Origin of the sequence: Meridianimarinicoccus roseus, assembly GCF_003172915.1 — a bacterium.
In the GTDB taxonomy this organism is placed as follows: Bacteria; Pseudomonadota; Alphaproteobacteria; order Rhodobacterales; family Rhodobacteraceae; genus Meridianimarinicoccus; species Meridianimarinicoccus roseus.
Genome location: NZ_QGKU01000047.1, coordinates 66,289 through 91,277, shown reverse-complemented (window position 1 = coordinate 91,277; position 24,989 = coordinate 66,289). Strand labels below are relative to the sequence as shown.

26 protein-coding genes are annotated in these 24,989 nt (G+C 68.3%); 16 read left to right on the top strand and 10 right to left on the bottom strand.

Annotated elements, in window-relative coordinates; translation table 11 throughout:
• Window positions 1-52: 52 nt before the first annotated feature.
• On the top strand, window positions 53-739 hold the full coding sequence (locus DKT77_RS14800) for a response regulator transcription factor (protein WP_109812443.1): 687 nt from the start codon (window positions 53-55) through the stop codon (window positions 737-739).
• 446 nt (window positions 740-1,185) lie between these two features.
• On the opposite strand, the gene DKT77_RS14795 is transcribed toward DKT77_RS14800, so the two are convergent.
• Complete coding sequence (locus DKT77_RS14795) at window positions 1,186-1,512, bottom strand: hypothetical protein (RefSeq protein ID WP_146205015.1); 327 nt, start codon at window positions 1,510-1,512, stop codon at window positions 1,186-1,188.
• A 353-nt stretch (window positions 1,513-1,865) separates the two neighbouring features.
• Complete coding sequence (locus tag DKT77_RS14790) at window positions 1,866-2,570, bottom strand: lysophospholipid acyltransferase family protein (protein ID WP_238547921.1); 705 nt, start codon at window positions 2,568-2,570, stop codon at window positions 1,866-1,868.
• Between the two features lie 218 nt (window positions 2,571-2,788).
• On the opposite strand from DKT77_RS14790, the gene DKT77_RS14785 reads away from it, so the two are divergent.
• The 4 genes from DKT77_RS14785 to DKT77_RS14770 all read left to right on the top strand — a co-directional run bounded on the left by DKT77_RS14785 (window position 2,789) and on the right by DKT77_RS14770 (window position 5,427).
• Window positions 2,789-3,577 carry an exodeoxyribonuclease III gene (locus DKT77_RS14785; RefSeq protein WP_109812440.1) on the top strand — a complete coding sequence of 263 codons (789 nt, stop codon included), beginning with the start codon at window positions 2,789-2,791 and terminating at the stop codon, window positions 3,575-3,577.
• 69 nt (window positions 3,578-3,646) lie between these two features.
• Window positions 3,647-4,573: a thioredoxin family protein gene (locus DKT77_RS14780; RefSeq protein ID WP_109812439.1), complete on the top strand. Its 927-nt coding sequence runs from the start codon at window positions 3,647-3,649 to the stop codon at window positions 4,571-4,573.
• A 27-nt stretch (window positions 4,574-4,600) separates the two neighbouring features.
• Complete coding sequence (locus DKT77_RS14775; protein WP_109812438.1) at window positions 4,601-5,245, top strand: LON peptidase substrate-binding domain-containing protein; 645 nt, start codon at window positions 4,601-4,603, stop codon at window positions 5,243-5,245.
• Window positions 5,242-5,427, top strand: a complete 186-nt coding sequence (locus tag DKT77_RS14770; RefSeq protein ID WP_109812437.1) for a Trm112 family protein — start codon at window positions 5,242-5,244, stop codon at window positions 5,425-5,427. The genes DKT77_RS14775 and DKT77_RS14770 overlap by 4 nt, the downstream gene beginning before the upstream one ends.
• Window positions 5,428-5,439: 12 nt before the next feature.
• On the opposite strand, the gene DKT77_RS14765 is transcribed toward DKT77_RS14770, so the two are convergent.
• A complete protein-coding gene (locus DKT77_RS14765; protein ID WP_420798323.1) occupies window positions 5,440-6,711 on the bottom strand; it encodes an FAD-dependent monooxygenase in 1,272 nt (423 codons plus the stop codon).
• Between the two features lie 48 nt (window positions 6,712-6,759).
• Between DKT77_RS14765 and DKT77_RS14760 the strand changes: the two genes are divergently transcribed.
• The 4 genes from DKT77_RS14760 (at window position 6,760) to DKT77_RS14745 (ending at window position 13,132) form a co-directional block, all read left to right on the top strand.
• Window positions 6,760-8,091 (top strand): amidase, encoded by a 1,332-nt coding sequence (locus DKT77_RS14760; protein ID WP_238547920.1) that lies wholly within the window; start codon window positions 6,760-6,762, stop codon window positions 8,089-8,091.
• A gap of 84 nt (window positions 8,092-8,175) precedes the next feature.
• The gene (locus DKT77_RS14755; RefSeq protein WP_109812436.1) at window positions 8,176-9,351 is read left to right on the top strand and encodes an aminotransferase class I/II-fold pyridoxal phosphate-dependent enzyme; all 1,176 of its coding nucleotides are present in this window, start codon (window positions 8,176-8,178) and stop codon (window positions 9,349-9,351) included.
• A gap of 14 nt (window positions 9,352-9,365) precedes the next feature.
• The gene (locus tag DKT77_RS14750) at window positions 9,366-12,269 is read left to right on the top strand and encodes a DNA translocase FtsK (RefSeq protein WP_109812435.1); all 2,904 of its coding nucleotides are present in this window, start codon (window positions 9,366-9,368) and stop codon (window positions 12,267-12,269) included.
• A 248-nt stretch (window positions 12,270-12,517) separates the two neighbouring features.
• Window positions 12,518-13,132: a LolA family protein gene (locus tag DKT77_RS14745; RefSeq protein ID WP_109812509.1), complete on the top strand. Its 615-nt coding sequence runs from the start codon at window positions 12,518-12,520 to the stop codon at window positions 13,130-13,132.
• Window positions 13,133-13,139: 7 nt separating this feature from the next.
• On the opposite strand, the gene DKT77_RS14740 is transcribed toward DKT77_RS14745, so the two are convergent.
• Both DKT77_RS14740 and DKT77_RS14735 read right to left on the bottom strand, forming a co-directional pair.
• On the bottom strand, window positions 13,140-13,721 hold the full coding sequence (locus tag DKT77_RS14740; RefSeq protein WP_109812434.1) for a transglycosylase SLT domain-containing protein: 582 nt from the start codon (window positions 13,719-13,721) through the stop codon (window positions 13,140-13,142).
• A gap of 86 nt (window positions 13,722-13,807) precedes the next feature.
• On the bottom strand, window positions 13,808-14,689 hold the full coding sequence (locus DKT77_RS14735; protein ID WP_109812508.1) for an AEC family transporter: 882 nt from the start codon (window positions 14,687-14,689) through the stop codon (window positions 13,808-13,810).
• 87 nt (window positions 14,690-14,776) lie between these two features.
• Between DKT77_RS14735 and hspQ the strand changes: the two genes are divergently transcribed.
• Entirely contained in the window at window positions 14,777-15,103 is a 327-nt protein-coding gene (gene hspQ / locus DKT77_RS14730; RefSeq protein WP_109812433.1) for a heat shock protein HspQ, read from the top strand.
• A 34-nt stretch (window positions 15,104-15,137) separates the two neighbouring features.
• Here hspQ and DKT77_RS14725 read toward each other — a convergent pair whose 3' ends face one another.
• From DKT77_RS14725 to DKT77_RS14715, 3 genes are all read right to left on the bottom strand, one after another.
• Window positions 15,138-16,718, bottom strand: a complete 1,581-nt coding sequence (locus tag DKT77_RS14725; protein WP_109812432.1) for a gamma-glutamyltransferase family protein — start codon at window positions 16,716-16,718, stop codon at window positions 15,138-15,140.
• 268 nt (window positions 16,719-16,986) lie between these two features.
• Window positions 16,987-17,475, bottom strand: a complete 489-nt coding sequence (locus DKT77_RS14720) for an ATP-binding protein (protein ID WP_109812431.1) — start codon at window positions 17,473-17,475, stop codon at window positions 16,987-16,989.
• Window positions 17,468-17,812 carry an STAS domain-containing protein gene (locus DKT77_RS14715; protein WP_109812430.1) on the bottom strand — a complete coding sequence of 115 codons (345 nt, stop codon included), beginning with the start codon at window positions 17,810-17,812 and terminating at the stop codon, window positions 17,468-17,470. Before DKT77_RS14715 ends, DKT77_RS14720 begins: the two co-directional genes overlap by 8 nt.
• A gap of 95 nt (window positions 17,813-17,907) precedes the next feature.
• Here DKT77_RS14715 and DKT77_RS14710 point away from each other — a divergent pair, with 95 nt between their 5' ends.
• The 5 genes from DKT77_RS14710 (at window position 17,908) to DKT77_RS14690 (ending at window position 21,424) form a co-directional block, all read left to right on the top strand.
• On the top strand, window positions 17,908-19,083 hold the full coding sequence (locus DKT77_RS14710) for an acetyl-CoA C-acyltransferase (protein WP_109812429.1): 1,176 nt from the start codon (window positions 17,908-17,910) through the stop codon (window positions 19,081-19,083).
• Window positions 19,080-19,532 carry a GAF domain-containing protein gene (locus tag DKT77_RS14705; RefSeq protein ID WP_109812428.1) on the top strand — a complete coding sequence of 151 codons (453 nt, stop codon included), beginning with the start codon at window positions 19,080-19,082 and terminating at the stop codon, window positions 19,530-19,532. Before DKT77_RS14710 ends, DKT77_RS14705 begins: the two co-directional genes overlap by 4 nt.
• A gap of 5 nt (window positions 19,533-19,537) precedes the next feature.
• A complete protein-coding gene (locus DKT77_RS14700; RefSeq protein ID WP_109812427.1) occupies window positions 19,538-20,188 on the top strand; it encodes a pseudouridine synthase in 651 nt (216 codons plus the stop codon).
• An 85-nt stretch (window positions 20,189-20,273) separates the two neighbouring features.
• Entirely contained in the window at window positions 20,274-21,056 is a 783-nt protein-coding gene (locus DKT77_RS14695; RefSeq protein WP_109812426.1) for a hypothetical protein, read from the top strand.
• 95 nt (window positions 21,057-21,151) lie between these two features.
• Window positions 21,152-21,424 (top strand): hypothetical protein, encoded by a 273-nt coding sequence (locus tag DKT77_RS14690; protein ID WP_146205014.1) that lies wholly within the window; start codon window positions 21,152-21,154, stop codon window positions 21,422-21,424.
• An 85-nt stretch (window positions 21,425-21,509) separates the two neighbouring features.
• Here the strand turns inward: DKT77_RS14690 and DKT77_RS14685 are convergent, their stop codons facing one another.
• Window positions 21,510-22,163, bottom strand: a complete 654-nt coding sequence (locus tag DKT77_RS14685) for a peroxiredoxin (RefSeq protein WP_109812424.1) — start codon at window positions 22,161-22,163, stop codon at window positions 21,510-21,512.
• 142 nt (window positions 22,164-22,305) lie between these two features.
• Here DKT77_RS14685 and DKT77_RS14680 point away from each other — a divergent pair, with 142 nt between their 5' ends.
• A complete protein-coding gene (locus DKT77_RS14680; protein WP_109812423.1) occupies window positions 22,306-23,742 on the top strand; it encodes an aldehyde dehydrogenase family protein in 1,437 nt (478 codons plus the stop codon).
• A gap of 128 nt (window positions 23,743-23,870) precedes the next feature.
• Here the strand turns inward: DKT77_RS14680 and DKT77_RS14675 are convergent, their stop codons facing one another.
• Complete coding sequence (locus DKT77_RS14675) at window positions 23,871-24,869, bottom strand: SGNH/GDSL hydrolase family protein (RefSeq protein ID WP_109812422.1); 999 nt, start codon at window positions 24,867-24,869, stop codon at window positions 23,871-23,873.
• Between the last annotated feature and the right edge of the window lie 120 nt (window positions 24,870-24,989).

Below are 24,989 nucleotides of genomic sequence, written 5' to 3'. Positions count from 1 at the left end.
GCAAGCGCAACTTGATCACAGACATGAGGTTGGAAGTGATGGAGCGGACGCGATGGCCCAGTTGAAGAGAATCCTGCTGGTGGATGACGATGAGGACCTGCGCGAGGCCCTGTCGGAACAACTGGTGATGACCGAGGAGTTCGACGTGTTCGAGGCGGGCAACGGTGCCGAGGGCATGAAGCGCGCCAAGGAGGCGGCCTATGACCTCGTGATCCTCGACGTGGGCCTGCCCGACACCGATGGGCGCGAACTGTGCCGCCTGATGCGCAAGCAGGGCGTGAAGTGCCCGGTACTGATGCTGACCGGCCATGACAGCGACAGCGACACGATCCTCGGGCTGGACGCGGGCGCGAACGACTATGTCACCAAGCCGTTCAAGTTCCCGGTGCTGCTGGCCCGCATCCGCGCGCAACTGCGCCAGCACGAACAGAGCGAAGATGCCGTTTTCCAGCTTGGACCCTACACGTTCAAGCCGTCGATGAAGATGCTGATCGACGAGGATGACCGCAAGATCCGTCTGACCGAGAAGGAAACCAACATTCTGAAATTCCTTTACCGTGCGACCGAAGGGGTCGTGGCGCGGGACGTGCTGCTGCACGAGGTGTGGGGCTACAATGCCGGCGTGACCACCCACACGCTGGAGACGCATATCTACCGGCTGCGGCAGAAGATCGAACCCGACCCGTCCAATGCGCGCCTTCTGGTGACGGAAAGCGGCGGCTATCGATTGGTCAACTGACCGGCCAGATGGCGGATGCGGGGTTTCCTGACCTTACCGTAAGGTCGCATTGCCCGCCCGCCATGCATGTGGCACGATCGTTGCAGATTGAAGGTATCCCGCGCACCGGGGTTATGGTGCACCTCCCTGTTGGACTGGCCCCCGCCTTGGCGGGGGCCTTTTTTGTTTATGTGCAAGGGTATCGCGCGGATTGCCGCAAAGAACGACGCTCCGGCTTCGGCTGGACTGTGCAGCGCTGCTGTCAGGTTTTCGTCAGGTGCGGCGCAAACGCGTCAGCGCGATGCCGCCAAGCGCCGTGGCGAGCAGCGCCGCGGGTGCCGGTAACGGGATTGCCGGTGTGATCGATCCCTCGTAGGCGATCATTTACCTGCCGTTCACGCTGACAAGCGGCATTCCGCCCAAGACCGAATTCGTCGCCCCGTAAACCAATCACGTGACGCCCGATGTCAGGGGGCGGATGCGACTTCCGGTGTCGTCAGGAAGCCCGAGCCGATCGAAGCGCTGCCCAGCCGCATGCCGCTGCCGAGTGCAGTCAGCAGGTCATTGGCGATGCTGTTGAAGCTGCCCCCGACGCCCGAGTTCTCGCCGAGGATCAGCAGCGCGCCGCCGTTCGTTTCGAAGGCCGAAAGGGCTGCGGCTTCCGACGCCGAGAAACCGCTCGACCGGGCCGAAATGTAAAGGTCGATCCCGGCGAGACTGGAAGCGGTCACCGTTGTCGGGACCGTTTCGAGCGTCGCAGACACGCCGGCGAGACCATCGAAGAACTGGACCATGGTCACCTGGGCCGTGTTTCGGCTTAGAGTTGCCACGCTGCCCTGGATCAGGACACGGGAACCGCCGCCGAGCATGTTCTGGAAGAGAGCCTGGTTGGACGTGCTGGTCGGGGCGGCGCTGGACCCGTCAAGCGGGTTGGTGATGTTGAGGTGGCCCGATACGACGACAAGCGCCGAGGCTGGCCCGGAAAGAACAAATGCCGCGGCGGCGGCGATAAGGGCTTTCGCATTTCGAAACCCTCCCGTGTGACAGGTTAACCTTTGTACACAGTGCTGTAACGCAAGGGAAACCTTTTGGGCCGGGAGAAGCCTCACAGGACGGGCGGTACAGTTGCCGGACCGAGCTTTCGGGGTCAGCGTTCCCGCAGCCGCGCCTCGCAGGCCGCTGTCAAGTCGTCGATCAGACCGGAGAGACGCGTACAGGCCGCGTCGAATTCCGCCTCACTCATGCGCTTTTCCGGCATGAACCCGTCGCCGACCGCGAGCACGCCGCGTGACCAGGGCAGTGGCACGACGAAGCCGTCCCATGTCTTCAGGCGGATGCTGCGGCTGACCGCATAGCTGCAGGGCGCGGCCTGAACGCCCGCGAGGCCCGCGATCACGAGTGCCCCGCGCTTGGCGACGCGCGGCGGGCCGAACGGGCCGTCCACCGTGATGCCGAGCGAGTTGCCTGCGCGCACGGTTTTCACCGCCTCCTTCAGCGCGGCGGAATTGTCGCCGGACGTGGCAAGTTCGATCAGCCCGATCCCGCGTTCGACAAGGTTCGCGCTGGCGATGCGCGCGTCGGCGTGCTGGCTGGCCATTACCGTCAGCTTGTGGTCGGACCAGTCGCGCAGGTAGGGGGTGAAGAACAGCCGTTCGTGCCAGCAGCACAGCACCCGAGGGATGCCGCGCGCGATGTCCGCCTCGTAGCTTTCGAAGCCGATACGTTCCCAGCGGATGGTGCGGAAGGTGAAGTTCACATAGGCCGAGAACAGCTTCCTGAGCGCGTTCTGGACGCGGCGGCTTTTCTGCATCCTGATTTCAAGATCACGCCAGCGGCGCTTTAGCCGGTTCACGGTTGGCACCTCGTTTCCGTTTCGTGCGTTAGACGATCCGGGGCGCGCGCTCCAGTCCGGCGAGGGGCCGGGAAGGTGCGGCGGTGCCGCGGGCGCGCAGGTGATGCAGATTTGCAACGCGGCGGGCTGCTGCAGGTGGAACGACGAACGCGTCGGGGGCTTTCGCGCCGTGCGTCGCGGCGCTAGGTAGGCGGCGCAGCAACGAGAAGGCCCACCGCATGACCCTGACGCTTGCCACCTGGAACATCAATTCCGTCCGCCTGCGCGAGGCGCTGGTACAGCGCCTGCTGCGCGAGGAGGCCCCGGACATCCTGTGCCTGCAGGAATGCAAGAGTCCGGTGGAGAAGATCCCGACCGAAGGCTTCGCCGCGCTTGGGTATGGCCACATGGTTGCGCGCGGGCAGAAGGGATACAACGGCGTCGCGATCCTGTCGAAGCGCCCGCTGGAGGATGCCGGGCACCGCGATTTCGTCGGCCGGGGCGATGCGCGTCATGTGGCGGCGCGGCTGGAGGATGGCACGCTGATCCACAACCTTTACATCCCGGCGGGCGGCGACGTGCCCGACCGCGACGTGAACGACAAGTTCGGTCACAAACTGGATTTCCTGACCGAATTGCGGGACTGGTTCCGGGCAGAGCGCCCGGAGCGGTCAGTGCTGGTGGGCGATCTGAACATCGCCCCGCGCGAGGACGACGTGTGGTCGCACAAGCAGCTTCTCAAGGTGGTCAGCCACACCCCGATCGAGGTGGCGCATCTGTCGGACGCGCAGCAGGCCGGCGGCTGGGTCGATGTCACGCGCGCCGATATTCCCGAGGGGCCACTGTATTCGTGGTGGTCCTATCGCGCGAAGGACTGGTCCGCCGCCGACAAGGGCCGCCGGCTGGACCACATCTGGGCGACGCCCGATCTTGCGTCGGGGGCGGGCGGCAGCCGGGTACTGCGCGCTGCGCGCGGCTGGGATGGCCCCAGCGACCATGCGCCGGTGTTTGCCAGCTTCGATCTGTGAGCCGCCCCTTGGCCTTTTGCCGCCGCTCCCTCATATAAGCGGTGTATCACACCAGACGGGGACATACCGATGCTGAACCTTGGCGCAAACCCGACCCAGCCCGCGGCGGGAGCGGGCGACCTGATCAAGGACGGCTCCGAAGCCACCTTCATGGCCGATGTCATCGAGGCAAGCCAGACGGTGCCGGTGATCGTCGATTTCTGGGCGCCCTGGTGCGGCCCGTGCAAGACGCTTGGCCCGGCGCTGGAAGCGGCGGTCACCGCGGCCAAGGGCGCGGTGAAGATGGTCAAGCTGGACGTGGACCAGAACCAGGGGATCGCGGGGCAGCTTCGTATCCAGTCGATCCCCACGGTCTACGCGTTCTGGCAGGGCCAGCCGGTGGACGGCTTCCAGGGCGCCCTGTCCGGGTCGGAAGTGAAGGCCTTCGTGGACCGCGTGATCCAGGCTGCGGGCGGTGAAGCGGGCGGCGACGGCCTGGCCGAGGCGCTGGCCGCGGCCGAAGAGATGCTGGGCGAGGGCGCGGTTGTCGATGCCGCGCAGACTTTCGCCGCGATCCTTGGCGAGGACCCGGCGAACGCGGCGGCCCTGGGCGGGCTGGCGCGCGCGCATATCGCGCTGGGTGAACTCGACCAGGCGGAGGCGCTGCTGAACAACACGCCGCCCGAGCTTGCGGGCAAGCCTGAGATCGAAGCCGCCCGCGCCCAGCTTGACCTTGCGCGCCAGGCGGCGGAGGCGGGGCCGGTGGCCGAGTTGCGCGCCGCCGTGGAAGCGGATCCGGCTGATCACCAGGCGCGCTTCGATCTGGCCAAGGCGCTTTACGCGGGCGGCGACGTGCAGGGCGCGGTGGACGAACTGCTGGAGCTTTTCCGCCGCGACCGCGAGTGGAACGACGGCGCGGCCAAGGCGCAGCTGTTCACGATCTTCGACGCGTTGAAACCGCAGGACCCGATCGTTCTGTCCGGGCGGCGCAAGCTGTCGTCGATGATATTTGCCTGACCGCCGCGTCGGGCTAGACTGATGGGCATGACAGCACCTGCCGACCTGCCGGCTACCATCCCGGTCTTTCCGCTGCCCGGTGCGCTTCTGCTGCCCCGGGCCCGCCTGCCGTTGCACATCTTCGAGCCGCGCTATCTTGCCATGCTCGACGATGCGCTCAAGACGGAGCATCGGCTGATCGGCATGGTCCAGCCGCGCAGCGTGCCCGGACAGGAGGCCAAGCGCCTGCAGGGCATCGGTTGTGCGGGCCGCGTCACAGGTTTTTCCGAAACCGAGGACGGGCGCTACATGATCACCCTGTCGGGCATGTCGCGCTACCGGGTGTCGCGCGAGGTGTCGGGCTTTGCCCCGTATCTGAAGGCGGATGTGTCCTGGGCCGGGTTCGAGCGCGATCTTGGCGGCGCTGAAACCGACCCGTCCTTCGACCGGCCCGCCTTCCTCGACCTGCTTGGCCGCTTCTTCGAGGCGCGCAACCTGTCAACCGATTGGGACAGCCTGAAGGACGCCGAGGACGAGTTGCTGATCAACTCGCTTTCGATGCTTTGTCCGTTCGAACCGGAAGACAAGCAGGCCCTGCTGGAAGCGCCGTCGCTGGCCACCCGGCGCGAGACGCTGGTCACGCTGATCGAGTTCGCACTGCTGGGCGGCGACCGGGACGAGCTGATGCAATGACGGCGGAGCCGCTGTTCGACCGGCGGATGCTGGAGGCGCTGACTTGTCCGCAGACGCAGGAGACGCTGCACTACGACGCTGCCCGGCAGGAACTGATCTCGCGCCAGGCCGGGCTGGCCTACCCGATCCGGGAGGGCATCCCGGTCATGCTGCCGGACGAGGCGCGCAGACTGGACGACTGACGCGCTGGCGCTTCACAGCGGCGCGCCGGTCAGCAGTCTTGGCAGATCGCCGGTCAGCCCGGCCGCCTCGCGCATGAAGGCGCGGCGCAGGCTCGGCGCGGCGTTCACCAGCCCCAGACCAAGGTCGCGGCCTGCTCGAAGAAGCGGGTTGTCGTTGGAAAACAGCCGGTTGAACGTGTCGGTCGCGAAGGCCAACGTCGCGGTATCAAAGCGCCGCCAGCCCGCATAGAGCGCCAGCACGTCGGGCGCTCCGATGTCTTGTCCGCGGCGATGGGCCAGCGCGACCACCTCGGCCAGCGCGGCCACGTCGCGCAGCCCCGCGTTCAACCCCTGTCCGGCGATCGGATGCACCCCGCGCGCCGCATCGCCCACCAGCGCCAGTCGCGGCGCGGTGAAGCTTGAGGCCAGCGTCATGTTCAGCGGATAGGTGTAGCGCGCGCCCGCCAGCCGGATCTCGCCCAGGAAACTGCCGAAGCGCGGCCGCAGCACCGTGAGGTAGCCGTCATCGTCCATCGCCTGTACGGCGGCGGCCTGCGCGGCGCTTTCGCTCCAGACGATGGAGGATCGGTTGCCGGTCAGAGGCAGGATTGCCAGAGGCCCCGGCGGCATGAAGAACTGGTGCGCGACGCCGTGGTGCGGCCTGTCGTGTTCGATGGCGCAGACCAGCGCGGTCTGGCGGTAATCGGTCACGCGGCGGCGGATGCCCGCGCGCCCGGCGGTCGGGCCGGTGCGCCCGTCCGCGCCGACCAGCAGCGGCGCGCGCAGCACCGATCCGTCGTCAAGAGTGATCTCGGCCCGTCCGCCTACGACCGCCTGCGCGGCGACCCGCGTGCCGGGCAGATGGGTGACGTTCGGTTCGGCGTCGATCGCGGCCAGCAGGGCAGGGCGCAGGTGCCGGTCCTCGACCATGTGGCCCATCGGGCCTTCTTCCAGTTCCGCATGGTCGAAATGCAGCGTGCAGGGCGCGGGCCCTTCACCGGCGCGCCCGTCGCTGACCTTGATGTCGAGGATCGGCTGCGCACCCTGTGCCAGCGTGTCCCACAGCCCCAGAGCTCGCAGCATCCGCACGGAAGCGAGCGCCATCGCGTAGCAGCGCCCGTCGAATTCCGCGCTGGCCTGGGTGGCGCGCGGCAGCGCGTCGATCACGGTCGCCCGCAGTCCTGCCCGCCCCAGCGCGAGCGCGAGCGCGGCGCCGTTCAGGCTGCCGCCGATAATCAGGACGTCGGTGCTTTGGAGCGTATCGGTCATGGCCGTGAATATGGCCGAGCGGGCGGGATTGTCCACGTCGCAGCGCCGCTTTAGCGTGGCTGCGACACTTGGCAGGGGGCAGGCATGGCGCAGGACTGGCGGCAGATGGGCGCGGCGGCGCTGGGGCGTGGCATCGCGGCGGGGCGGATCGACCCGGTGGCGCTGTGCGAGGCATATCTGGACGCGGCGGCGGCCGAAGACCCGAAGCAGCTGATCTATGCGAGGATGCTGCCGGACCGGGCGCGGGCACAGGCCGCGGCGGCTGCAGGCCGGGCGCGGGCAGGCTGCCTGCGCGGCCCGCTGGACGGCGTGCCGATCAGCTGGAAAGACCTGTTCGACATCGCCGGGGCGGGCTGCGAGGCCGGTTCGCGCCTGCTGACGGGCCGGGTTCCCGACCGCGATGCCGAGGTTGTGCGCCGGGCCGAGGCGGCGGGCGCGGTCAGCCTTGGCAAGACGCATCTGTCGGAACTGGCCTTTTCGGGGCTGGGCTACAATCCGATGACGGCGACGCCGCCGCACAGGTCTGGGCCGGACCGTGTGCCGGGCGGGTCGTCATCGGGAGCGGCGGCGTCGCTGGCCTTCGGCCTTGCGGCGGGGGCCATCGGGTCCGACACCGGCGGGTCGGTCCGGGTGCCGGCGGGCTGGAACGACCTTGTCGGGCTGAAGACCACGGGCGGCCGGGTGCCGCTGGACGGTGTGGTGCCGCTCTGCGCGCGGTTCGACACGGTGGGCCCGCTGGCGCGCTGCGTGGAGGACGCCGCGCTGCTGCTGGCGCTGCTGGAGGGAGGGCGGGCGCCTGATCTGCGCGGCGCGCGGCTTTCGGGGGCGCGGCTGGCGGTGCTGGAGACTGTCGCGCTGGACGATCTCGACCCGGCGCAGGCCGCCGGTTTCGACGCCGCGCTGGGCCGGCTGGAACGCGCGGGCGCCCGGTTGACCCGGCTGGCGGCGCCTGATCTGCCCGAAGCGATGGCGCTGGCGCCGACCCTCTACCCCGCAGAAGCCTGGGGCACGTGGGGCGACAGGATCGCCGCCGCGCCGGAGCGGATGTACGACCGCGTGCGCGAGCGGTTCGAGGGCGGGCGCGGCGTCACCGGGCCGGATTTCGTGGCGGCGTGGCGGCGGCTCGATGAGCTGCGCGTAGGGTGGGCGGCAGCGGTCGCGGGCCATGACGCTGTGATATTGCCCACCACGGCGAACCTGCCGCCCGAGACGGCACACATCGCGGCGGATGCGGACGCCTATGTGGCCCAGAACCTGCTGGCGCTGCGCAACACCCGCATCGGGAACCTGATGGGCGGCTGCGCGCTGACGCTGCCCACCGGCGCGCCCTGCTGCGGGCTGATGCTGATGGCGCCGCCCCTGGCCGAGGCAAGATTGTTGCGTCTGGGTGCCGCTGCCGAGGCCGCTCTGGTCTGACGCGCCCTTTCGCTGGACCGGGCGGGCGATTTCGCGCTACCCTGCCGACAACGGGGCGCCATGACCCCGACGAGCCGAGGCACCATGCAAGAACCAGAGCGGTTTTCCGATCTGCCGCCTTACGCGTTTCCGCGTCTGCGCGCGCTTCTCGACGTCCACCCGCCGGGGGGCGACCCGCTGGCCATGTCCATCGGCGAGCCGAAGCACGCCTTCCCGGCTTGGGTGACGGACGAGATCACGGCCCATGCCCATGAATTCAACCGCTACCCGGTGAACGAGGGGCGACCCGAACTTCTGACGGCGATCTGTGACTGGCTGGGACACCGCTATGGAGTGGTGGTGCAGCCCGAGCGGGTGATGGCGCTGAACGGAACGCGCGAGGGTCTTTACAACGTTGCCCATGCGCTTTGCCCGGAAACGAAACGCGGCGCGCGGCCGGTGGTGCTTGTGCCCAACCCGTTCTACCAGGTCTATGCCGTGGCCGCCCTGTCGGTCGGGGCGGAGCCTGTCTTCGTGCCCGCCACCGCCGCGACGGGGTTCCTGCCCGACTACGCCGCGCTGCCCGCCGAAGTTCTGGACCGGACCGCGCTGGCCTATGTCTGCTCGCCCTCCAACCCGCAGGGCGCGGTGGCCGATCGCGGCTATTGGGCGGACCTTATGGCGCTGGCCGAGAAGCACGATTTCCGCATCGTCGCCGACGAATGTTATTCCGAGATCTACCGCGACGCGCCGCCGCCCGGCGCGCTGGAGGTCGCGGCGGAACGCGGGACCGACCCGGAGCGCGTGCTGGCCTTTCATTCGCTGTCCAAGCGGTCGAACCTGCCGGGCCTGCGGTCCGGCTTCGTGGCGGGCGGGCCGGGCGCCATTTCCCGCATCCGGCAGTTGCGCAACTACGCGGGTGCGCCGCTGCCGATGCCGTTGCAGGCTGCTGCCGCGAAGGTCTGGGCCGACGAGGCGCATGTGGTCGAGAACCGCCGTCTCTATGCCGCGAAGTTCGACCTGGCAGATCGGCTCATGTCGGGCGTGCCCGGTTATGTCTCGCCGCAGGCGGGGTTCTTCCTGTGGCTGCCCGTGCCCGACGGCGAGGCCGCGGCGCTGAAACTGTGGCGCGAGACCGGCGTGCGGGTGCTGCCCGGCGCGTATCTGGGCCGCGCAGCTGGAGGGGCCAATCCCGGTGCGGGCTTCATCCGCGTCGCGCTGGTCGCCCCCCCGACCGAGACCGAAGCCGGGCTGACTGCCCTGCGCGATTGTCTGTATTGATAGGAAACTGACCGATGGCTTTCCAGACCCGTTCCCGTGACCCGCTGTTTGACGAAGCGACCCAGGCCATCCTGGAACGGCGCGCCTGGGAACTGGCCGGGCTGGCCCTGCTGGCCGTGGCTGTGGTGCTGGGCCTTGCGCTCGGTTCCTATGCGCCGACCGATCCCAGCTTCCTTGGCACCTCGTCCAGCGCACCGCAGAACTGGCTGGGCACGTTCGGGGCCTATGTCGCGGCGCCGCTCTACGTGATCCTCGGGGCGGGGTCCTGGGCGCTGGTGGCGACGGCGGGCGCCTGGGGGCTGCGCTTCGTGCTGCACCGGGGCGAGGAGCGCGCGTTCGGTCGGCTTGTGTTTGCGCCGCTGTGGGTGGCGGTGGCGTCGCTCTATGCCGCGACGGTGCCGCCGGGGCCTGACTGGACCCACAGTTTCGGGCTGGGCGGGCTGTTTGGCGATACCGGGCTGGGCGTTCTTCTGGGGCTGGTGCCGATGTCGCCCGCCTATGGGCTGATCGCGGCGTCGGCGGGGCTGGCGCTGGGGCTGCTGGCCATGGGCCTGTTCGTTCTGGGCGCGACGCGCGCCGAAACCGGCGGTGCGCTTCGGTTCCTCGGGCTGGGCGTCCTGTTCGCCTTCGACCAGTTGGTGCGCGGGGCGGGCGACCGGGCGGGCCGGGCACGCGACGGGCTTGCCGCGCGCCGCGAGGCCCGGCGCGCCGCCCGCGCCGAAGCGGCCCTGGCCGCGCCCGCCGCCGCCACCGCTGAGCCGCGCGTTGCCCGCGCCGACACCGGGCGCGACCTGTTCGGCGAGGCGTCGGACGATCCCGTGTTCGACGATGACGACGATTTCGACGCGCCCGAGATCACATTGCCGCCCGAACCGAAGCTGGGCCTGATCGCCCGCACGCTGGGCCGCCCGCAGCCGCGCCTTGCCGCGCCGCCCGCGTCGGAGCCCTTCGACGATATCGACGACGAGGACGATCTGCCGTTCGACCCCGAAGGCGGGCAGGATCGTGTGCGTGCAAAGATCACGGACGCAATTCGCACGCGGCTGCGCACCGACCGCGCACGCGCCGCCGAAACCCGCGCCCGTCGCGAGCCCGTCCTGACTCGCCCCGCGTCGGCGCCCGAGGCGGCGGGGCAGGCGTTCGGTCCGGCTGACGATGCCGCCGAAGCCGATGATTTCGCCGCTGATGCCGCGTTCTACGATCTGCCGGAGGCTGACCTGCCTGCGATCGACCCGGCCTCCGACATGGACATGCCCGAGGAGCCGGCGCCCGCCGCGATCCCGCGCGCAGCGCCGAAAGCGCCGGTCGTGCAGCACGCCGCCGTCCGGCGCCCTGCGCCCTCTGCGCGCGCGCAGGCCGAAAGCCAGCCGCCATTGCAGTTCACGCCGCCGGCCGAGGACGATTACGACCCGCCGCCGCTGTCGCTGCTGCGCGATCCGGCGACGGTGGAACGGCTCTACCTGTCGGACGAGGCGCTGGAAGAAAATGCGCGGATGCTGGAGAACGTGCTGGAGGATTACGGCGTGAAGGGCGACATCGTTTCGGTGCGCCCCGGTCCCGTCGTCACGATGTACGAGCTTGAACCGGCGCCGGGCCTGAAGGCCAGCCGGGTGATCGGGCTGGCGGACGACATCGCGCGGTCCATGTCGGCGCTGTCGGCGCGGGTGTCTACCGTGCCGGGCCGGTCCGTCATCGGGATCGAGCTTCCCAATGACAACCGCGAGATGGTGCTGCTGCGCGAGATCCTGAGCGCGCGGGATTTCGGCGACAGCAAGCTGCGCCTGCCGCTGGCGCTCGGCAAGGATATCGGCGGGGAAAGCATCGTGGCGAACCTTGCCAAGATGCCTCATCTGCTGATCGCGGGGACCACCGGGTCGGGCAAGTCGGTGGCGATCAATACGATGATCCTGTCGCTGCTCTACAAGCTGACGCCGGACGAATGCCGACTGATCATGATTGACCCGAAGATGCTGGAGCTGTCGGTTTACGATGACATTCCGCATCTGCTGTCCCCCGTGGTCACGGACCCCAAGAAGGCCGTCGTGGCCCTGAAATGGGTCGTGGCCGAGATGGAGGACCGCTATCGCAAGATGTCCAAGATGGGCGTGCGCAATATCGAAGGGTATAACGGCAAGGTCCGCGCGACGCTGGAGAAGGGCGAGATGTTCTCGCGCACGGTGCAGACCGGGTTCGACGACGAGACGGGCGATCCGGTCTTCGAGACCGAGCAGTTCGCGCCCGAGACGCTGCCCTATATCGTCGTGATCGTTGACGAGATGGCCGACCTGATGATGGTCGCGGGCAAGGAGATCGAGGCCTGCATCCAGCGGCTGGCGCAGATGGCGCGGGCGAGCGGCATCCACCTGATCATGGCCACGCAGCGCCCGTCGGTGGACGTTATCACCGGCACGATCAAGGCAAACTTCCCCACCCGGATCAGCTTCCAGGTCACCTCGAAGATCGACAGCCGCACGATCCTGGGCGAGCAGGGAGCGGAGCAGCTTCTGGGCATGGGGGATATGCTTTACATGGCCGGTGGCGGGCGGATCACCCGCATCCACGCTCCCTTCGTCAGCGACGAAGAGGTCGAGGAAGTCGTCAACCATCTGAAATCGTACGGCCCTCCCTCCTATGTCGGCGGTGTCGCGGACGGGCCCGAGGATGACCGCGAGGCCGAGATCGATGCGGTGCTGGGCCTTGGCGGCAACACCGGGGGCGAGGACGCGCTCTACGATCAGGCGGTGCAGGTGGTCATCAACGATCGCAAATGTTCCACCAGCTACATCCAGCGGAAGCTGGCGATCGGTTACAACAAGGCCGCGAGGCTGGTCGAACAGATGGAGGACGCGGGCCTTGTCAGCCCCGCCAACCATGTCGGCAAGCGCGAGGTCCTGGTGCCGGAGCGGGAGCGCGACTGACGCCGCCCGTTCCAGTCCGCGCCGGTCCTTCCCACCCGACCCCGTTCTTTTCCGCACTTTTCACGGTATCGCGGAATGGCGGCACGCGGGCGTGTGCGGTGCCGCCGAAAGCCTGCCAATGCGCCGCGGGATTGTTGTGGGCGTCGCGTGGGCGCCCCTTTGTTGCGTGATGATCGCCTTCGGCACGCGTTCGTGACCTTGCAAGGGGGATGCAACCCGGGCGCGGGGCGCGTATATCTGACGCCATGATGTCACGTCTTCGCAGCGCCGCCGCGCTTGCCGCCCTCGCCTTTGGTTCGACCTTTGCCGCCCTGCCCGCCGCGGCGGAACGGCTGTCGCTGCCGGTGCTGTCCGATTACCTCGGCGATATCGGCGCGGCCGAAGCGCGGTTCACGCAGATCAATGCCGATGGCTCGCGGCTGGGCGGGACGCTCTACATCAAGCGGCCTGGGCGCATCCGCTTCGAATACGACCCGCCGCAGCAGGACACGCTGGTGCTTGCCAGTGGCGGGCAGATCGCGGTGTTCGACGGACGCGGCAGCGGCGCGCCGGAGCAATACCCGCTGCGCAGCACGCCGCTGGCGATCATCCTTGACCGTAATGTCGATCTGACGCGGGCACGCATGGTCACGGGGCACGGCGAGCAGAACGGGCGCACTATCGTGCAGGCGCAAGATCCGGACAATCCGGAGTATGGGCGCATCTACCTCTATTTCGAGAACGATCCGATCCGGCTGGCGGAATGGATGATCATTTCGGAAAGCGGCGAGCAGACCCGCACGTTGCTGGGGCCGCTGCAGCCGCGGGCCGAGCTGTCAGATTTTCTGTTCAGCATCCCGTTCGAAACCGAAAAGCGCCAGTAGCGACTGGTCAGATCTTGCCGCAGGCTTTCAGTTGCCGGTCGTACATGTAGGCGCGGTCCTGCACCCGTCCGGCAACCCGGACCAGCCAGCTTTTCCGGGTATAGCTGCCCCGAGCATAGCCGCCGTGGCCTTCGTGGTAGGCGAGATACTGGTTGCGCGCGTCCGACTTGGAAATGCCATTCCGGCGCTGGGTCTCGTTCATGTACCAGCCCATGAAATCGGTCGCGTCGTGAATGTTCGACCGGCTGGCGCGCCAGCGGCCCTGCGCCCTCTTGTAATCCTCCCACGTGCCGTCGAGGGCCTGGGAATAACCGAAGGCGGAAGACTGGCGGCCCATCGGGATCACGCCAAGCGCGTAGCGGTGCGGGGTGCGCGCGTCGCCGTCGAACTTGCTTTCCTGATGGATCACGGCCATCTGCACGGGGACGGGCACGCCCCATTTCGATTCCGTGCGCTTGAAGGCGCGAAGGTAACTGGGGCGTTGATCGACTATGCTGCACGCATTGTCGAGGTTGCGGGGCGGGGATTTGGACCCGCCACACGCGCTGAGAAGCGCGACCAGGGCCAGCGCGGCAAGACGACTGCTCATTTCTGCCTCACGCATTTTATTTTGCGTCAGTCTATCGAAAAGCCTGCCAAACTGAAACGCAAAAACGAGGTTGCGCCAGGGCGCGCCTAGAGCACGGCGGCGAGCACGCCGGGCAGCGCGACCACCGCCATCAGTGTGGAGGTGACGACAAGACCCGCCACCGCGTCGGCATCGGCGCCGTACTTCTCGGCGAGCATGTAGGAGGTCACTGCGACCGGCGTGCCGACCTGGAGAACCAGCACCCCGAAGGCGACCGGATCGAGCGTGAACTGCTGGCCGATCACCCAGGCGAGGCCCACGCAGATCACCAGCTTCAGCGCCGACAGCACGACCGACAGGCCCAGCCGCCCCGGATGCAGGCGCGCCACCGCGACGCCCAGCGTGATCAGCATGACGGGAATCGCGATCTGCCCTACCAGCTCCAGCGCGTTTGTCAGGAACCGCGGTGTTTCCCAGCCCTGCCACAGGAACAGGGCGCCGAGCAGCGTCGCCGCGACCATCGGTTCGCGCAGCACTTTGAGAAGTGAGCCGCCCCCCGACACCACCCAGACGCCGAAGGTGAAGGACCACACCGCCATCACCGCGAACACGACCACCGCGTAGCCCAGCCCGGTTTCCCCGAAGGCGAACAGCGCCAGCGGCAGCCCCAGATTGCCGGTATTGCCGAAGATCAGCGGCGGCAGGAAAGTCCGCATGTCCAGGCTGAACACCCGCACCAACACCGCCGTGACCGCCGTGACCGCGCCGTATGCCAGCACGGCGGCCAGCGACAGATCGGCCAGCGCCTTCGGGTCGATGTCGGTCTGCATCAGGGCGGTGAAGATCAGGCAGGGAACCGACAGTGTCATCGCCAGTTGGGTGACGAACTGCAGCCGGTATTCGAAGCCGAGCTTGATCCAGGCGAAGCCGACGGCCCCCAGAATGAAGACGGGTGCCACGATTTCAAGGACGGTCAGGGCGAGGTTCACGTTCACTAATTCCTCAGGTGCGTCGGCCCGTGCATGGACACGACCCCTGTTTGTGGCATATTGGGGCAGGCGAAAGGTTGCAATTTGATGTTAAAGACTCGTGCCAAATACCGCCTCGGGCAGGTCGTCCGTCACAAGAAGCACCCGTTTCGCGGGGTGGTGTTCGATGTCGACGCGGTGTTTTCGAACACCGAGGAATGGTATGACGCCATTCCCGAGGACAGCCGCCCGTCGAAGGATCAGCCGTTCTACCACCTGCTGGCGGAGAACGAACAAAGCTACTACGTCGCCTATGTCTCGGAGCAGAACCTTCTGCCGGACATGAGCGGAGAGCCGATCGAGCATCCCGATCTCGAGGACATGTTCGGCGAACCCGAGAACGGGGTCTACCCGCTTCAGGCGCAGCTGAACTGAGGGCGGGCGCGCCGGACTGGCGCGCCGGACCGGTTCAGTAGCCAAGCGCACAGCCATCCTTGCGCGGGTCGGATCCGCCTTGCAGGACGCCGCTCTCCGGGTCGATCCGGATCGCCTGCGCGCCGCCGATGGGCGTGTCGGGCACCACGACGCGGTGACCCATCTCGGCCAGTTCGGCGCGGACCGCGTCCGCGTAGCCGCGTTCGACCTTCAGGTCGCCCGCGTCCCAGAAGCTGCGCGGCGCGTCGATGGCGTCCTGCGGGTCCATCCCGTAATCCACCGTGTTGGTCAGGAAGCGCGCATGCCCGTTCGCCTGATAGGCGCCGCCCATTACGCCGAAGGGCAGGGTGATGCGTCCGCCCTCGCGCAGCATGGCGGGAATGATCGTGTGCATCGGTCGCTTGCCGCCCGCCGCCTCGTTCGGGTGGCCGGGCACAAGGCTGAAGCCCGCGCCGCGGTTGTGCAGCAGGATGCCGTGGCGCGGCGTGGCGATGCCGCTCCCGAAGCCGTGGAAGATGGAATAGATCAGCGACACCGCCATGCGGTCCCGGTCCACCACGGTGATGTATATCGTCTCGCGGTGCACCGTTTCAGCCGCGTGGCCAGGGTCTGGCATGGCGCGCCGCGGGTCGATCAGCGCGGCGAGGCGCGCGGCGGTGTCATTGGACAGCAGATGCGCCATCCGCGTCATGTGAGCGGGATCGGCGACGAAACGGTTGCGCGCGTCATAGGCCAGCTTGGCGGCCTCGGCCTCGATATGGGCGCGCTGCGCGCCGAACGGGTCGAGCGACGGCAGGTCGAACTGCGCAAGGATGTTGGCCATCAGGATCGCAGCGACACCCTGCCCGTTCGGCGGATGCTCCAGCAGGTCGGTGTCCTTGTAGGTGCCGGTTACGGGTGAGTCCCAAGTCGCTTCGACGGCGGCGAAGTCGGCTTCGGTGTGCACGCCGCCTGCGGCGCGCAGGGTCCGGGTCATCTCGGCCGCGATCTCGCCCTCGTAGAAGGCCGCGCGTCCGTCCCGCGCGATGCGGCGCAGCACCTCGGCCTGGCCGGGTGCGCGGAATACCTGCCCCGGCCGTGGCACCGCGCCGTCCAGAAGGAAATGGGTGCGCGCGTCGCCCTGCAGGCTGGCCGCGTCGGAGGCCCAGTCGAACGCCACGCGCGGCGCGACGGGTATGCCCTGGTCGGCATAGCGGATCGCGGGGGCGAGCGTGCGGTCCAGCCCTAGCGTGCCCATCTTCTCGGACAGGCGGCAGAACGCGTCGACCGCGCCGGGCAGTGTGACGGCGGCGGCCTCGCGCAGTGGCATGGCGCTATGACCCGCCTCGCGCAACGTATCCGCGCTTAGCGCGGCGGGGGCGCGGCCCGATCCGTTCAGTGCGATCACCTCCTCGCTGCCGGCGGGTTTGACCAGCGCGAAGCAGTCGCCGCCAAGGCCGGTCATCTGCGGCTCGGCGATGCCCAGTAGAACGGCGGCGCCGATCGCGGCATCCACCGCGTTGCCGCCCTGTTGCAGCAGGTCGATGGCGGTTTTCGCGGCCAGTGGGTGCGAGGTCGCGCACATTCCGTTGGTTGCGTAGACCGCCGACCTGCCCGGAAAATGGAAATCGCGCATGTGGCCCCCCGTTTTGTGGTTTTGCGTCACGATAGGCAAAGCGGGTGCGGGTGCAAGCGCGTTCGGGCGGTTCGCCGCGCCGGAGGCCGGGTACGGGCGCGAGCACGCCCGCCGGATAGAAGGTCGGCAGTTTGGCCCCCTGTGCCCCGCCGAATTCCGGGCCTCATGGCGGCAGCCGCAGGGCCTTCTCACGCCCCGCGGGACCGCGCGGGTGCGATGGCGAGCAGGTCGCGGCGCCGCCGCGCAAGAGGGGCCGCAGCGCGCCGGTTCAGATCAGTTCCGGCAGCGGTACGCGGAAATTCAGGTGGTTCTCGCCCCCGGCGCGGCGATAGGTCAGATCTTCGGTCAGCGTGCGGATCAGCGCCCAGCCGAAGCCGCCCTCGGGAAGATCCTCCATTCCCACATCGAGTCGGTGCGGCGCGCCTTCCGGCAGAGTGCCGCCGGGCATCGCCGCCCCGGTGTCGCGGGCATGCACAGACAGCCCGCCGCCACCCCGGCACACCCGAAGCCGCAGTTCGAGCTGCGCCCCGCTGCATCCGGCATAGGCATGTTCCACGATGTTGTTCATCACCTCGGCCAGCACCATTTCCGCCGTGCCGACATCGTCGGGCGCCAGCCCGGCCGCCGTCAGATCGCGCCGCAGGCGGATCAGCGCCTCTCGCACCCCTTGCGGCGTGGCGGTGACAGCCAATGATACATCGCCCGCCGCCCCCGCGCCGCCACAGTCCGCGGCGGCACGAAGCGCGGCATCATCCATGGCTTACCGCCGCCCCGAGGGCGGCGTCCACGCTGTCGTGGATCGGGAACACCGTGTCCATTCGGGTCAGACGGAACACCTTGGCCACGTTCGGAGTCAGCGCGGCGAGTTCCAGCCGGGAACCCTGGCCCAGTTGTTTCATGGCCGCGACGATGGCGCCCAGCCCGCTGCTGTCCACAAAATCGACCTGCCCGAGATCCAGCACGATCCGGTCGCCCGCCGTGGCGGACATTTCGCGCATCCGGTCCTTGAACTGGATCGCGACCGCCGCATCGATGCGGCGGTCGGCCGGTGTGATCACCAGCACGTCTCCCTTCACTTCGTGGTCTAGGTTCATCCTGCCGCTCCCTTCCATCGCGTTTTGACAGGCTAGGGCCGAGGTCTTACCAAGTGGTTTCCACATCCCCGCAATGGCACAGGAACGGAGACGGCATGGGCACAGTGATCTGCGGTGCGGCGCGCACCGCGATGGGTGGTCTGATGGGCGGTCTGGCCCCTCTGGAGGCCCCTCAGCTGGGCGGCGCGGCCATCGCCGCCGCGCTGGCCGGGGCAGGGGCACGGCCCGATGCGGTCGACGGCTGCGTGATGGGCTGCGTGCTGCCCGCAGGTCAGGGTCAGGCGCCCGCGCGGCAGGCCGGATATGCCGGCGGGTTGGGTGACGCGACGCCCGCGATCACGGTGAACAAGATGTGCGGATCGGGCATGGCGGCGGTCATGCAGGCCGACGACGCGCTGGCGCTGGGCCGCGCCGGGCTGATCGTCGCGGGCGGCATGGAAAGCATGTCGGGCGCCCCCTACCTGCTGCCGAAGATGCGCGGCGGCGCGCGGCTGGGCCATGTCGGCGCGGTGGACAGCATGTTCCTGGACGGTCTGGAGGACGCCTATGACAAGGGCCGCCTGATGGGCACCTTCGCCGAGGATTGCGCGGCGCACTACCAGTTCACGCGGGACATGCAGGACGCCTATGCTGTGGCGTCCCTCGAACGGGCGCTGGCGGCGCAGACCGGCGGCGCGTTCGACGCCGAGATCGCCCTGGTCGCGGTACCGCATCGCAAGGGCGCGCAGGTCGTGGACCGGGACGAACAGCCCGGACTGGCGCAGCCCGGGAAGATCCCGCAACTGAAACCGGCCTTCCGCGAGGGCGGCACGGTTACGGCGGCCAATGCCTCGTCGATCTCGGACGGGGCGGCGGCGCTGCTGCTGGCGCGCGCCGACGTCGCCGGGGCGCAGGGCCTGCCGGTGCGTGCACGGATCGCAGGGCAGGCCGGGCACGCGCAGGCGCCGGGCTGGTTCACCACTGCGCCTGTTCCGGCCGCGCGCAAGCTTCTGGACCGGGTTGGCTGGCGGGTGTCCGATGTGGACTTGTGGGAGGTGAACGAGGCCTTCGCCGTGGTGCCGATGGCCTTCATGCAGGACATGGGCCTGCCGCATGACGTGGTCAACGTGCATGGCGGGGCCTGCGCGCTGGGCCATCCGATCGGCGCGTCGGGTGCACGCATACTTGTGACGCTGCTGCACGCGCTGGAACGGCACGACCTCAAGCGCGGGGTCGCCGCCATCTGCATCGGCGGGGGCGAGGCGACGGCTGTCGCCATCGAGCGGCCATGAGCCGGACCGATTACCCGGCACTCGCCGCCCGCTGCGCCGCGCTGACCGAGGGCGAAGACGACATTGTCGCACTCATGGCGACGCTGGCTTGCGAGATTCATCACAGCGATGACCGCTTTGACTGGACAGGTTTTTACCGAAATGTCGGCGGCGAGGTGCTGAAGATCGGCCCCTACCAGGGCGGGCACGGCTGTCTCGTGATTCCGTTCTCGCGCGGGGTCTGCGGGGCGGCGGCGCGCAGCGGGCAGGTGCAGATCGTGCCAGACGTGGACGCCTTTCCCGGCCATATCGCCTGCGCGTCCTCCACCCGGTCCGAAATCGTGCTGCCGGTCTGGCGCGGTGGCACGCTGCTGGGCGTGCTGGACATCGACAGCGACCGGCCGGACGCGTTCGACCAGGCCGACGCGGATGCGCTGGCCTCGATCCTGCGCGCCACCTTCGGGCCATGAGCAGGATGGAGAACGCGGTCTACGATCCGCCAGACACGCCGCTGGAGGTGATTCACGAGGATCATGCGCTGCTGGCGGTAAACAAGCCGCCGGGCCTTTTGTCGGTGCCGGGCAAGGGCGCGCATCTTGCCGATTGCCTGATCGCTCGCGTGCAGGCGGCCTTTCCTACCGCGCTGCTGGTGCACAGGCTGGATCGGGACACGTCGGGCGTGATGATCTTCGCGCTGACCCCGGCGGCGCAGCGCCACCTCGGGCTGCAGTTCGAGAAGCGGCAGACGAAGAAGACCTATGCCGCCCGCGTCTGGGGCGAGATGACGGAGCGGCGCGGCACGGTCGACCTGCCGCTCTGCGTGGACTGGCCGAATCGTCCGCGCCAGATGGTCGATCCCGAGAACGGCCGCGCTGCGGTGACGGACTGGCGGGTGCAGAGGGTGGAAGACGGCACGACGCGGGTGCGGTTGATGCCGAAGACCGGGCGCAGTCACCAGCTTCGGGTGCACATGCTGGCGTTGGGGCATCCCATCCTCGGTGATCCTTTTTATGCGGAAGGCCCGGCGCGGGAATTTCCGCGCCTTATGCTCCATGCAGAGGAGCTGCGCCTGCGCCACCCAGATGGAGGGCGGGGCATGGCATTCCGGGTGCCCGTGCCGTTCTGACGCGTGAACGGGCAGTGGCCAGTTGCGCAGTTGCCCCTGCGTAACTATGGTTAACGCATCGGAACGGCAGCACCGGAGCCCAGCCATGAAAGCCATTTCAGCATCGGTTTTTTCCTGTCTTGCCGCCATGGCGGCGACGTTTGCACCCGCGCCTCCCGCAGGCGCTGTGCAGATCGCACCGGGCGACGGGTTCGCCACCCCCACTGTTGTCACGGATGTCTCGACGACCGACCTTGGCGGGGTCGTTATCTATGACCAACTGACCGCCTTCGTCACCGACCAGTTCATCCCGGCAAACCCGGTTCTGGGTATCCCGGCTCAGGGCGGGCGGATCGAGGGCAATGTCCAGAGCCGCGTTGTGCGGTCGGACAACACCGGCAACCTCGTGTTCAGTTTCCGGTTCCGCGACCTCGTGTTCACCGATCCGGTTCCCGGCCCCAAGGGCAGCAGCGAAAACTTCATAGAACTGATCAGCTGGAGCGGTTTCACGGGCTTCTTCCCGTTGGGCGCCTTCGTGCTGGATCGCAGCCAGTCGGAGGGGCAGGACATGCTGACCTCGGTCGATTTCGTGGACACGGCGGCGGGCCTCTTGCAGTTCTTCAGCTTTCTGACGGAACCGGACGGCACCACCTTTTTCGCGGTCGAGACGACGGCGCAAAATTTCACCACCGGGCGGTTTCTGAGCTTCGAGCATTCGGTGCCCGGCGATGGCGCGGCGTCTTTGTTGTCGACGACCGTAGGCGGCATCGCGGTGCCTACCACCGGGATGCTGCCGCTCCCGCCGGCCCCGGTGCCGCTGCCGGGCGGCTTGGCGCTGTTGCTGGGCGGCCTCGGCATGTGCTGGGCCATGCGATACCGAAGCGCCTGACGGTTTGGCGGGCCGATGGCGGTGTCGCTGCAATGCAGCAGACGCAGGGCGGGGTTGCCCGGATGGCGGTGGCGGGGCTTTTGCGGGCTGTCTAGATGACAGGCTTCCTTGAAGCAGACCCGCAGGACACCCGTTCCATGGCCTATATTGCCGCCCCGACCCATATCGCCACTCCGATCCGCAGCCTTGGCGCGCTTCTGGCTGCGCCTTTCATCGCACTCTATCGCGCGATGGTCCGCCTGGCCGAAGCGGACCCGCGCTATAAGGAAATGTGTCGCCTGTGCGCGCTGAGCGACGAAGACCTTGCCCGCATCGGGCTGAGCCGCGAGTCCATCGCCACCCATGTGCTGCGCGGCCGCGCCATCTGACGACCGCACGCTTCAGCATGGGAAAGGCCGCCGCTGCATCGCAGTCGGCGGCGTTTTTCGTTCCGGGGATCCCCGTGTTCCGATATCAGCCGGGATAGGCGGTCTTGCGCAGGTAGGGGAAGATTTCCTCCACCGCGCCGTATTTCTCGCGTGCTGCCTCGGTGCTGACGCTGGTCGGCACGATCACGTCCTGCCCCATTTCCCAGTTCGCCGGCATCGCCACGCCCAGCTTCGCCGACGCCTGCAGAGCATCCAGCGCACGAAGCACCTCGGCGAAGTTGCGGCCTACGGTCATCGGGTAGGTCATCGACAGCTTCAACTGCTTGTCCGGCCCGATGATGAACACCGCGCGCACCGTGGCGCTGTCTGCGGGGGTGCGCCCGTCGGGCAGGTAGGCTTCGGCGGGCAGCATGTCGAACGCCTTTGAAATCTTCAGCCCGTCATCGGCAATGATCGGGAAGTCCACGTCGGCCCCGGCATAGCTTTCGATGTCGCCGATCCATTTCATGTGCTCGTCCACGCCATCGACGGACACACCGATCACCTTGGTGCCGCGTTTCTTCCATTCCTCAGACAGTTGCGCGACGGCGCCGAATTCAGTGGTGCAGACCGGGGTGAAGTCCTTGGGGTGGCTGAACAGGATCGCCCAGCTGTCGCCGATCCAGTCGTGGAAGCTGATGTCGCCCTGGCTGGTGCGGGCGGTGAAGTCGGGGACGGTGTCGTTGATTCGCAGGGCCATTGAAGCCTCCGTTCAGAAATGCGTCTGATAGCTATCTGGACCCGCCGCATCCAAAAGTCAGCCCCTTTCGGTGCGGGAAAGAACCGTGTCTTGCGCAGGCCCCGCCGGGGTGAAACGATGTTCGCGAACGAAGGGAGATCGCATGACGCAGCACCGGAACTTCTATATCGGCGGGGCGTGGGTCGCCCCCCGCGACGGGCGCGACTGCCCGGTCCACGATCCGTCCACCGAAGAGGTCGTGACGACGATCAGTCTTGGCGGGCAGGCCGACACCGATGCCGCCGTGGCTGCCGCGCAGGCCGCCTTCCTGGACTGGTCGCAAAGGCCGGTGGCCGATCGGCTGGCCCTTTTCGGTCGCATCGCAGCCGCCTATGAAGCGCGGTCGGACGACATGGCGCGGGCGATCAGCACCGAGATGGGCGCGCCGATCGATTGGGCGCGCGGCCCGCAGGTGGGCGCAGGGGCGGCGCATATCCGCGATGCCGCCGCCGCTTTGGAAGCCTGCGTGTTCGAGGCCCCGCTGGGCGGCACGCCCGGCACGCTGATCCGCCGCGAGCCGGTGGGCGTGTGCGCGCTGATCACGCCGTGGAACTGGCCGATGAACCAGATCACGCTGAAGGTGCTGCCGGCGCTGGCGGCGGGCTGCACGATGGTGCTGAAACCGTCCGAGGTCGCGCCGCTGTCCGCCCTCGTCTTCGCCGAGATCATGGACGAGGCGGGCACGCCGCCGGGCGTGTTCAACATGCTCAACGGAGACGGGGCCGGGGTCGGCACCCAGTTGTCCGCGCATCCGGGCATCGACATGGTGTCCTTCACCGGATCGTCCCGCGCGGGGCGCGCGATCAGCCGGGCGGCGGCGGAGACGCTCAAGCGCGTGGCGCTGGAACTGGGCGGCAAGGGCGCCAACATCATCTTCGACGACGCGCCGGACCGGGCGATCCAGATGGGCGCGCGGCGCTGTTTCAACAATACCGGCCAGTCCTGCAACGCACCGACGCGGATGCTGGTCAGCCGCGCGCGGTATGACAGTGCTGTTGAGATCGCCGTGCAGGCGGCGGAGACGACGTCGGTCGGCCCGGCTTCCGAGCCCGGGCGGCATATCGGGCCGCTGGTCAGCGCGGCGCAATGGGACAAGGTGCAGGGCCTGATCGAGACCGGCATCGCCGAGGGCGCGCGGCTGGTGGCGGGCGGTCCGGGGCGGCCCGAGGGGCTGAACCGTGGCTGGTTCGCCCGCCCGACCGTGTTCGCCGATGTGACGAACGACATGACCATCGCCCGGGAGGAGATCTTCGGGCCGGTGCTCTCGATCATCGCCTACGACGACGAGGACGACGCGATCCGCATCGCCAACGACACGCCCTATGGGCTGACCAACTATGTGCAGACCGAGGATCCGGCGCGCCTGCGCCGTGTGGGCCGTGCGCTGCGGTCCGGCATGGTGGAGATGAATGCGAAGGGCTTCGGGCCGGGCTTCCCGTTCGGCGGCATGAAGCAATCCGGCCACGGCCGCGAGGGCGGCGCCTTCGGTCTGGAGGAATTCCTGGAAGTAAAGGCGATCAGCGGGTGGCCTGCGGGCTGACTGCCCCCGCGATCTTCATCGCGCCCGGGGAAGGGAAATCCCGGCCGGGTGAGCGGCCGGGGTCTGTGATGCGCGAGGCCTGAACCGCGCAGGGGCGCACGAGGCCTGAACTGGGCGGAGCGCGCAGCTTACGCCGCGCGGCGCCGTGCGGTCGCGGCCAGCCCTGCCAGCCCCGCCAGCAGCGCCCATCCTGCGGCAGGCAGGGGCACCGGCGTCAGCGCCGCGCGGGCGGCGTCGGCCAGCGCGGCATGAACCGGCCCGGTCGGGTGTATCTCGTCGAAGAAGACATACGACGCCGGGTCGGCACAGACCCCGGTGATGGTCGGATTTCCAAGCCCGTCCACGCCGAAGGACAGGCAACTGTCGGTGGTGTTGCTCAGCCCGTAGGCGCCCGGATCGGCGATCACGTCGCCCAGTGCCGAGAACACGTTGACCTGTGTGACGCTGATGCCGGGTTGCAGGCCCGGGATCCCGCCCGCCAGCGCGGCGTTGAATTGCAGCGAGGCGGCGGTGGCAAGTGCCCGGACCGGGGCTGGCTGCCCGTTCAGGCGGGGTGTCTGGGCGAAATCGGGCAAGGTGAGCACGACGAAGTCGCGCACCCCGGCAAGCGCAAGTCCGCCCATCGCGTCCAGCACCTGCTGGGCGGCATTGGCTGCGGCCGCGACAGGGTCGCCGCCCAAGGCAAGTGTACCGAGGATGTCATTGGAACCGAAGAAGAGCGACACCAGCGGGCGCAGGCCGAACTGCCCGGCGCGGCTTGTCAACCCGGCCTGCCCGTCTGCGTAAATCGGGAACGGCGCGAAGGCCTGCGCGGCGAGGTCCGGGATCAGGTCGCCATCCGTCGCCGCAAGCGCTCCGGCAAAGGCGAGGTTGCCCGTCGGTTTGCCTTGGGCCGCAAAATCAGCGGCGATGTATTCGGCATAGGTCGGTCCACTGGACACGCGGCCATTGAAATAGGGCGGGCTGGGGATTGCGCCGGGGGCAACTGCGAACACGTTGCCGTTGTCGGTCAGGCTGTCTCCGAGGGCCCAGAAGCTGGTGAACGGGTCTACATGGGGCGCCGCGTGAACGGGACCAGCGGCGAGCGCCCCGGCCAGAAGGCCGGCGGCCAGAAAAGCGTGGGTCATGGTCTCTCCCTTTGTTGCGCGTCTGCCGGGCCGGTCTGCGACCGCGGCCGCGCGCGCTGAAAGGTTAATGCCGACACCGCGGGTCCGGTCAAGCGCGCTGGCTGGTCCTGCCGGATGACG

Excerpts from the sequence above, each read along its gene's own strand:
- DKT77_RS14755 (WP_109812436.1), top strand. The coding sequence starts at position 8,176 with ATGCAAGAACCAGAGCGGTTTTCCGATCTGCCGCCTTACGCGTTTCCG.
- DKT77_RS14720 (WP_109812431.1), bottom strand. The coding sequence starts at position 17,475 with ATGGATGATGCCGCGCTTCGTGCCGCCGCGGACTGTGGCGGCGCGGGG.
- DKT77_RS14710 (WP_109812429.1), top strand. The coding sequence starts at position 17,908 with ATGGGCACAGTGATCTGCGGTGCGGCGCGCACCGCGATGGGTGGTCTG.
- DKT77_RS14695 (WP_109812426.1), top strand. The coding sequence starts at position 20,274 with ATGAAAGCCATTTCAGCATCGGTTTTTTCCTGTCTTGCCGCCATGGCG.
- DKT77_RS14770 (WP_109812437.1), top strand. The coding sequence starts at position 5,242 with ATGACGGCGGAGCCGCTGTTCGACCGGCGGATGCTGGAGGCGCTGACT.
- DKT77_RS14690 (WP_146205014.1), top strand. The coding sequence starts at position 21,152 with ATGACAGGCTTCCTTGAAGCAGACCCGCAGGACACCCGTTCCATGGCC.
- DKT77_RS14745 (WP_109812509.1), top strand. The coding sequence starts at position 12,518 with ATGTCACGTCTTCGCAGCGCCGCCGCGCTTGCCGCCCTCGCCTTTGGT.
- DKT77_RS14680 (WP_109812423.1), top strand. The coding sequence starts at position 22,306 with ATGACGCAGCACCGGAACTTCTATATCGGCGGGGCGTGGGTCGCCCCC.
- DKT77_RS14800 (WP_109812443.1), top strand. The coding sequence starts at position 53 with ATGGCCCAGTTGAAGAGAATCCTGCTGGTGGATGACGATGAGGACCTG.
- hspQ (WP_109812433.1), top strand. The coding sequence starts at position 14,777 with ATGTTAAAGACTCGTGCCAAATACCGCCTCGGGCAGGTCGTCCGTCAC.
- DKT77_RS14725 (WP_109812432.1), bottom strand. The coding sequence starts at position 16,718 with ATGCGCGATTTCCATTTTCCGGGCAGGTCGGCGGTCTACGCAACCAAC.
- DKT77_RS14685 (WP_109812424.1), bottom strand. The coding sequence starts at position 22,163 with ATGGCCCTGCGAATCAACGACACCGTCCCCGACTTCACCGCCCGCACC.
- DKT77_RS14760 (WP_238547920.1), top strand. The coding sequence starts at position 6,760 with ATGGCGCAGGACTGGCGGCAGATGGGCGCGGCGGCGCTGGGGCGTGGC.
- DKT77_RS14715 (WP_109812430.1), bottom strand. The coding sequence starts at position 17,812 with ATGAACCTAGACCACGAAGTGAAGGGAGACGTGCTGGTGATCACACCG.
- DKT77_RS14785 (WP_109812440.1), top strand. The coding sequence starts at position 2,789 with ATGACCCTGACGCTTGCCACCTGGAACATCAATTCCGTCCGCCTGCGC.
- DKT77_RS14780 (WP_109812439.1), top strand. The coding sequence starts at position 3,647 with ATGCTGAACCTTGGCGCAAACCCGACCCAGCCCGCGGCGGGAGCGGGC.
- DKT77_RS14740 (WP_109812434.1), bottom strand. The coding sequence starts at position 13,721 with ATGAGCAGTCGTCTTGCCGCGCTGGCCCTGGTCGCGCTTCTCAGCGCG.
- DKT77_RS14775 (WP_109812438.1), top strand. The coding sequence starts at position 4,601 with ATGACAGCACCTGCCGACCTGCCGGCTACCATCCCGGTCTTTCCGCTG.
- DKT77_RS14700 (WP_109812427.1), top strand. The coding sequence starts at position 19,538 with ATGGAGAACGCGGTCTACGATCCGCCAGACACGCCGCTGGAGGTGATT.
- DKT77_RS14750 (WP_109812435.1), top strand. The coding sequence starts at position 9,366 with ATGGCTTTCCAGACCCGTTCCCGTGACCCGCTGTTTGACGAAGCGACC.
- DKT77_RS14705 (WP_109812428.1), top strand. The coding sequence starts at position 19,080 with ATGAGCCGGACCGATTACCCGGCACTCGCCGCCCGCTGCGCCGCGCTG.
- DKT77_RS14675 (WP_109812422.1), bottom strand. The coding sequence starts at position 24,869 with ATGACCCACGCTTTTCTGGCCGCCGGCCTTCTGGCCGGGGCGCTCGCC.
- DKT77_RS14795 (WP_146205015.1), bottom strand. The coding sequence starts at position 1,512 with ATGGTCCAGTTCTTCGATGGTCTCGCCGGCGTGTCTGCGACGCTCGAA.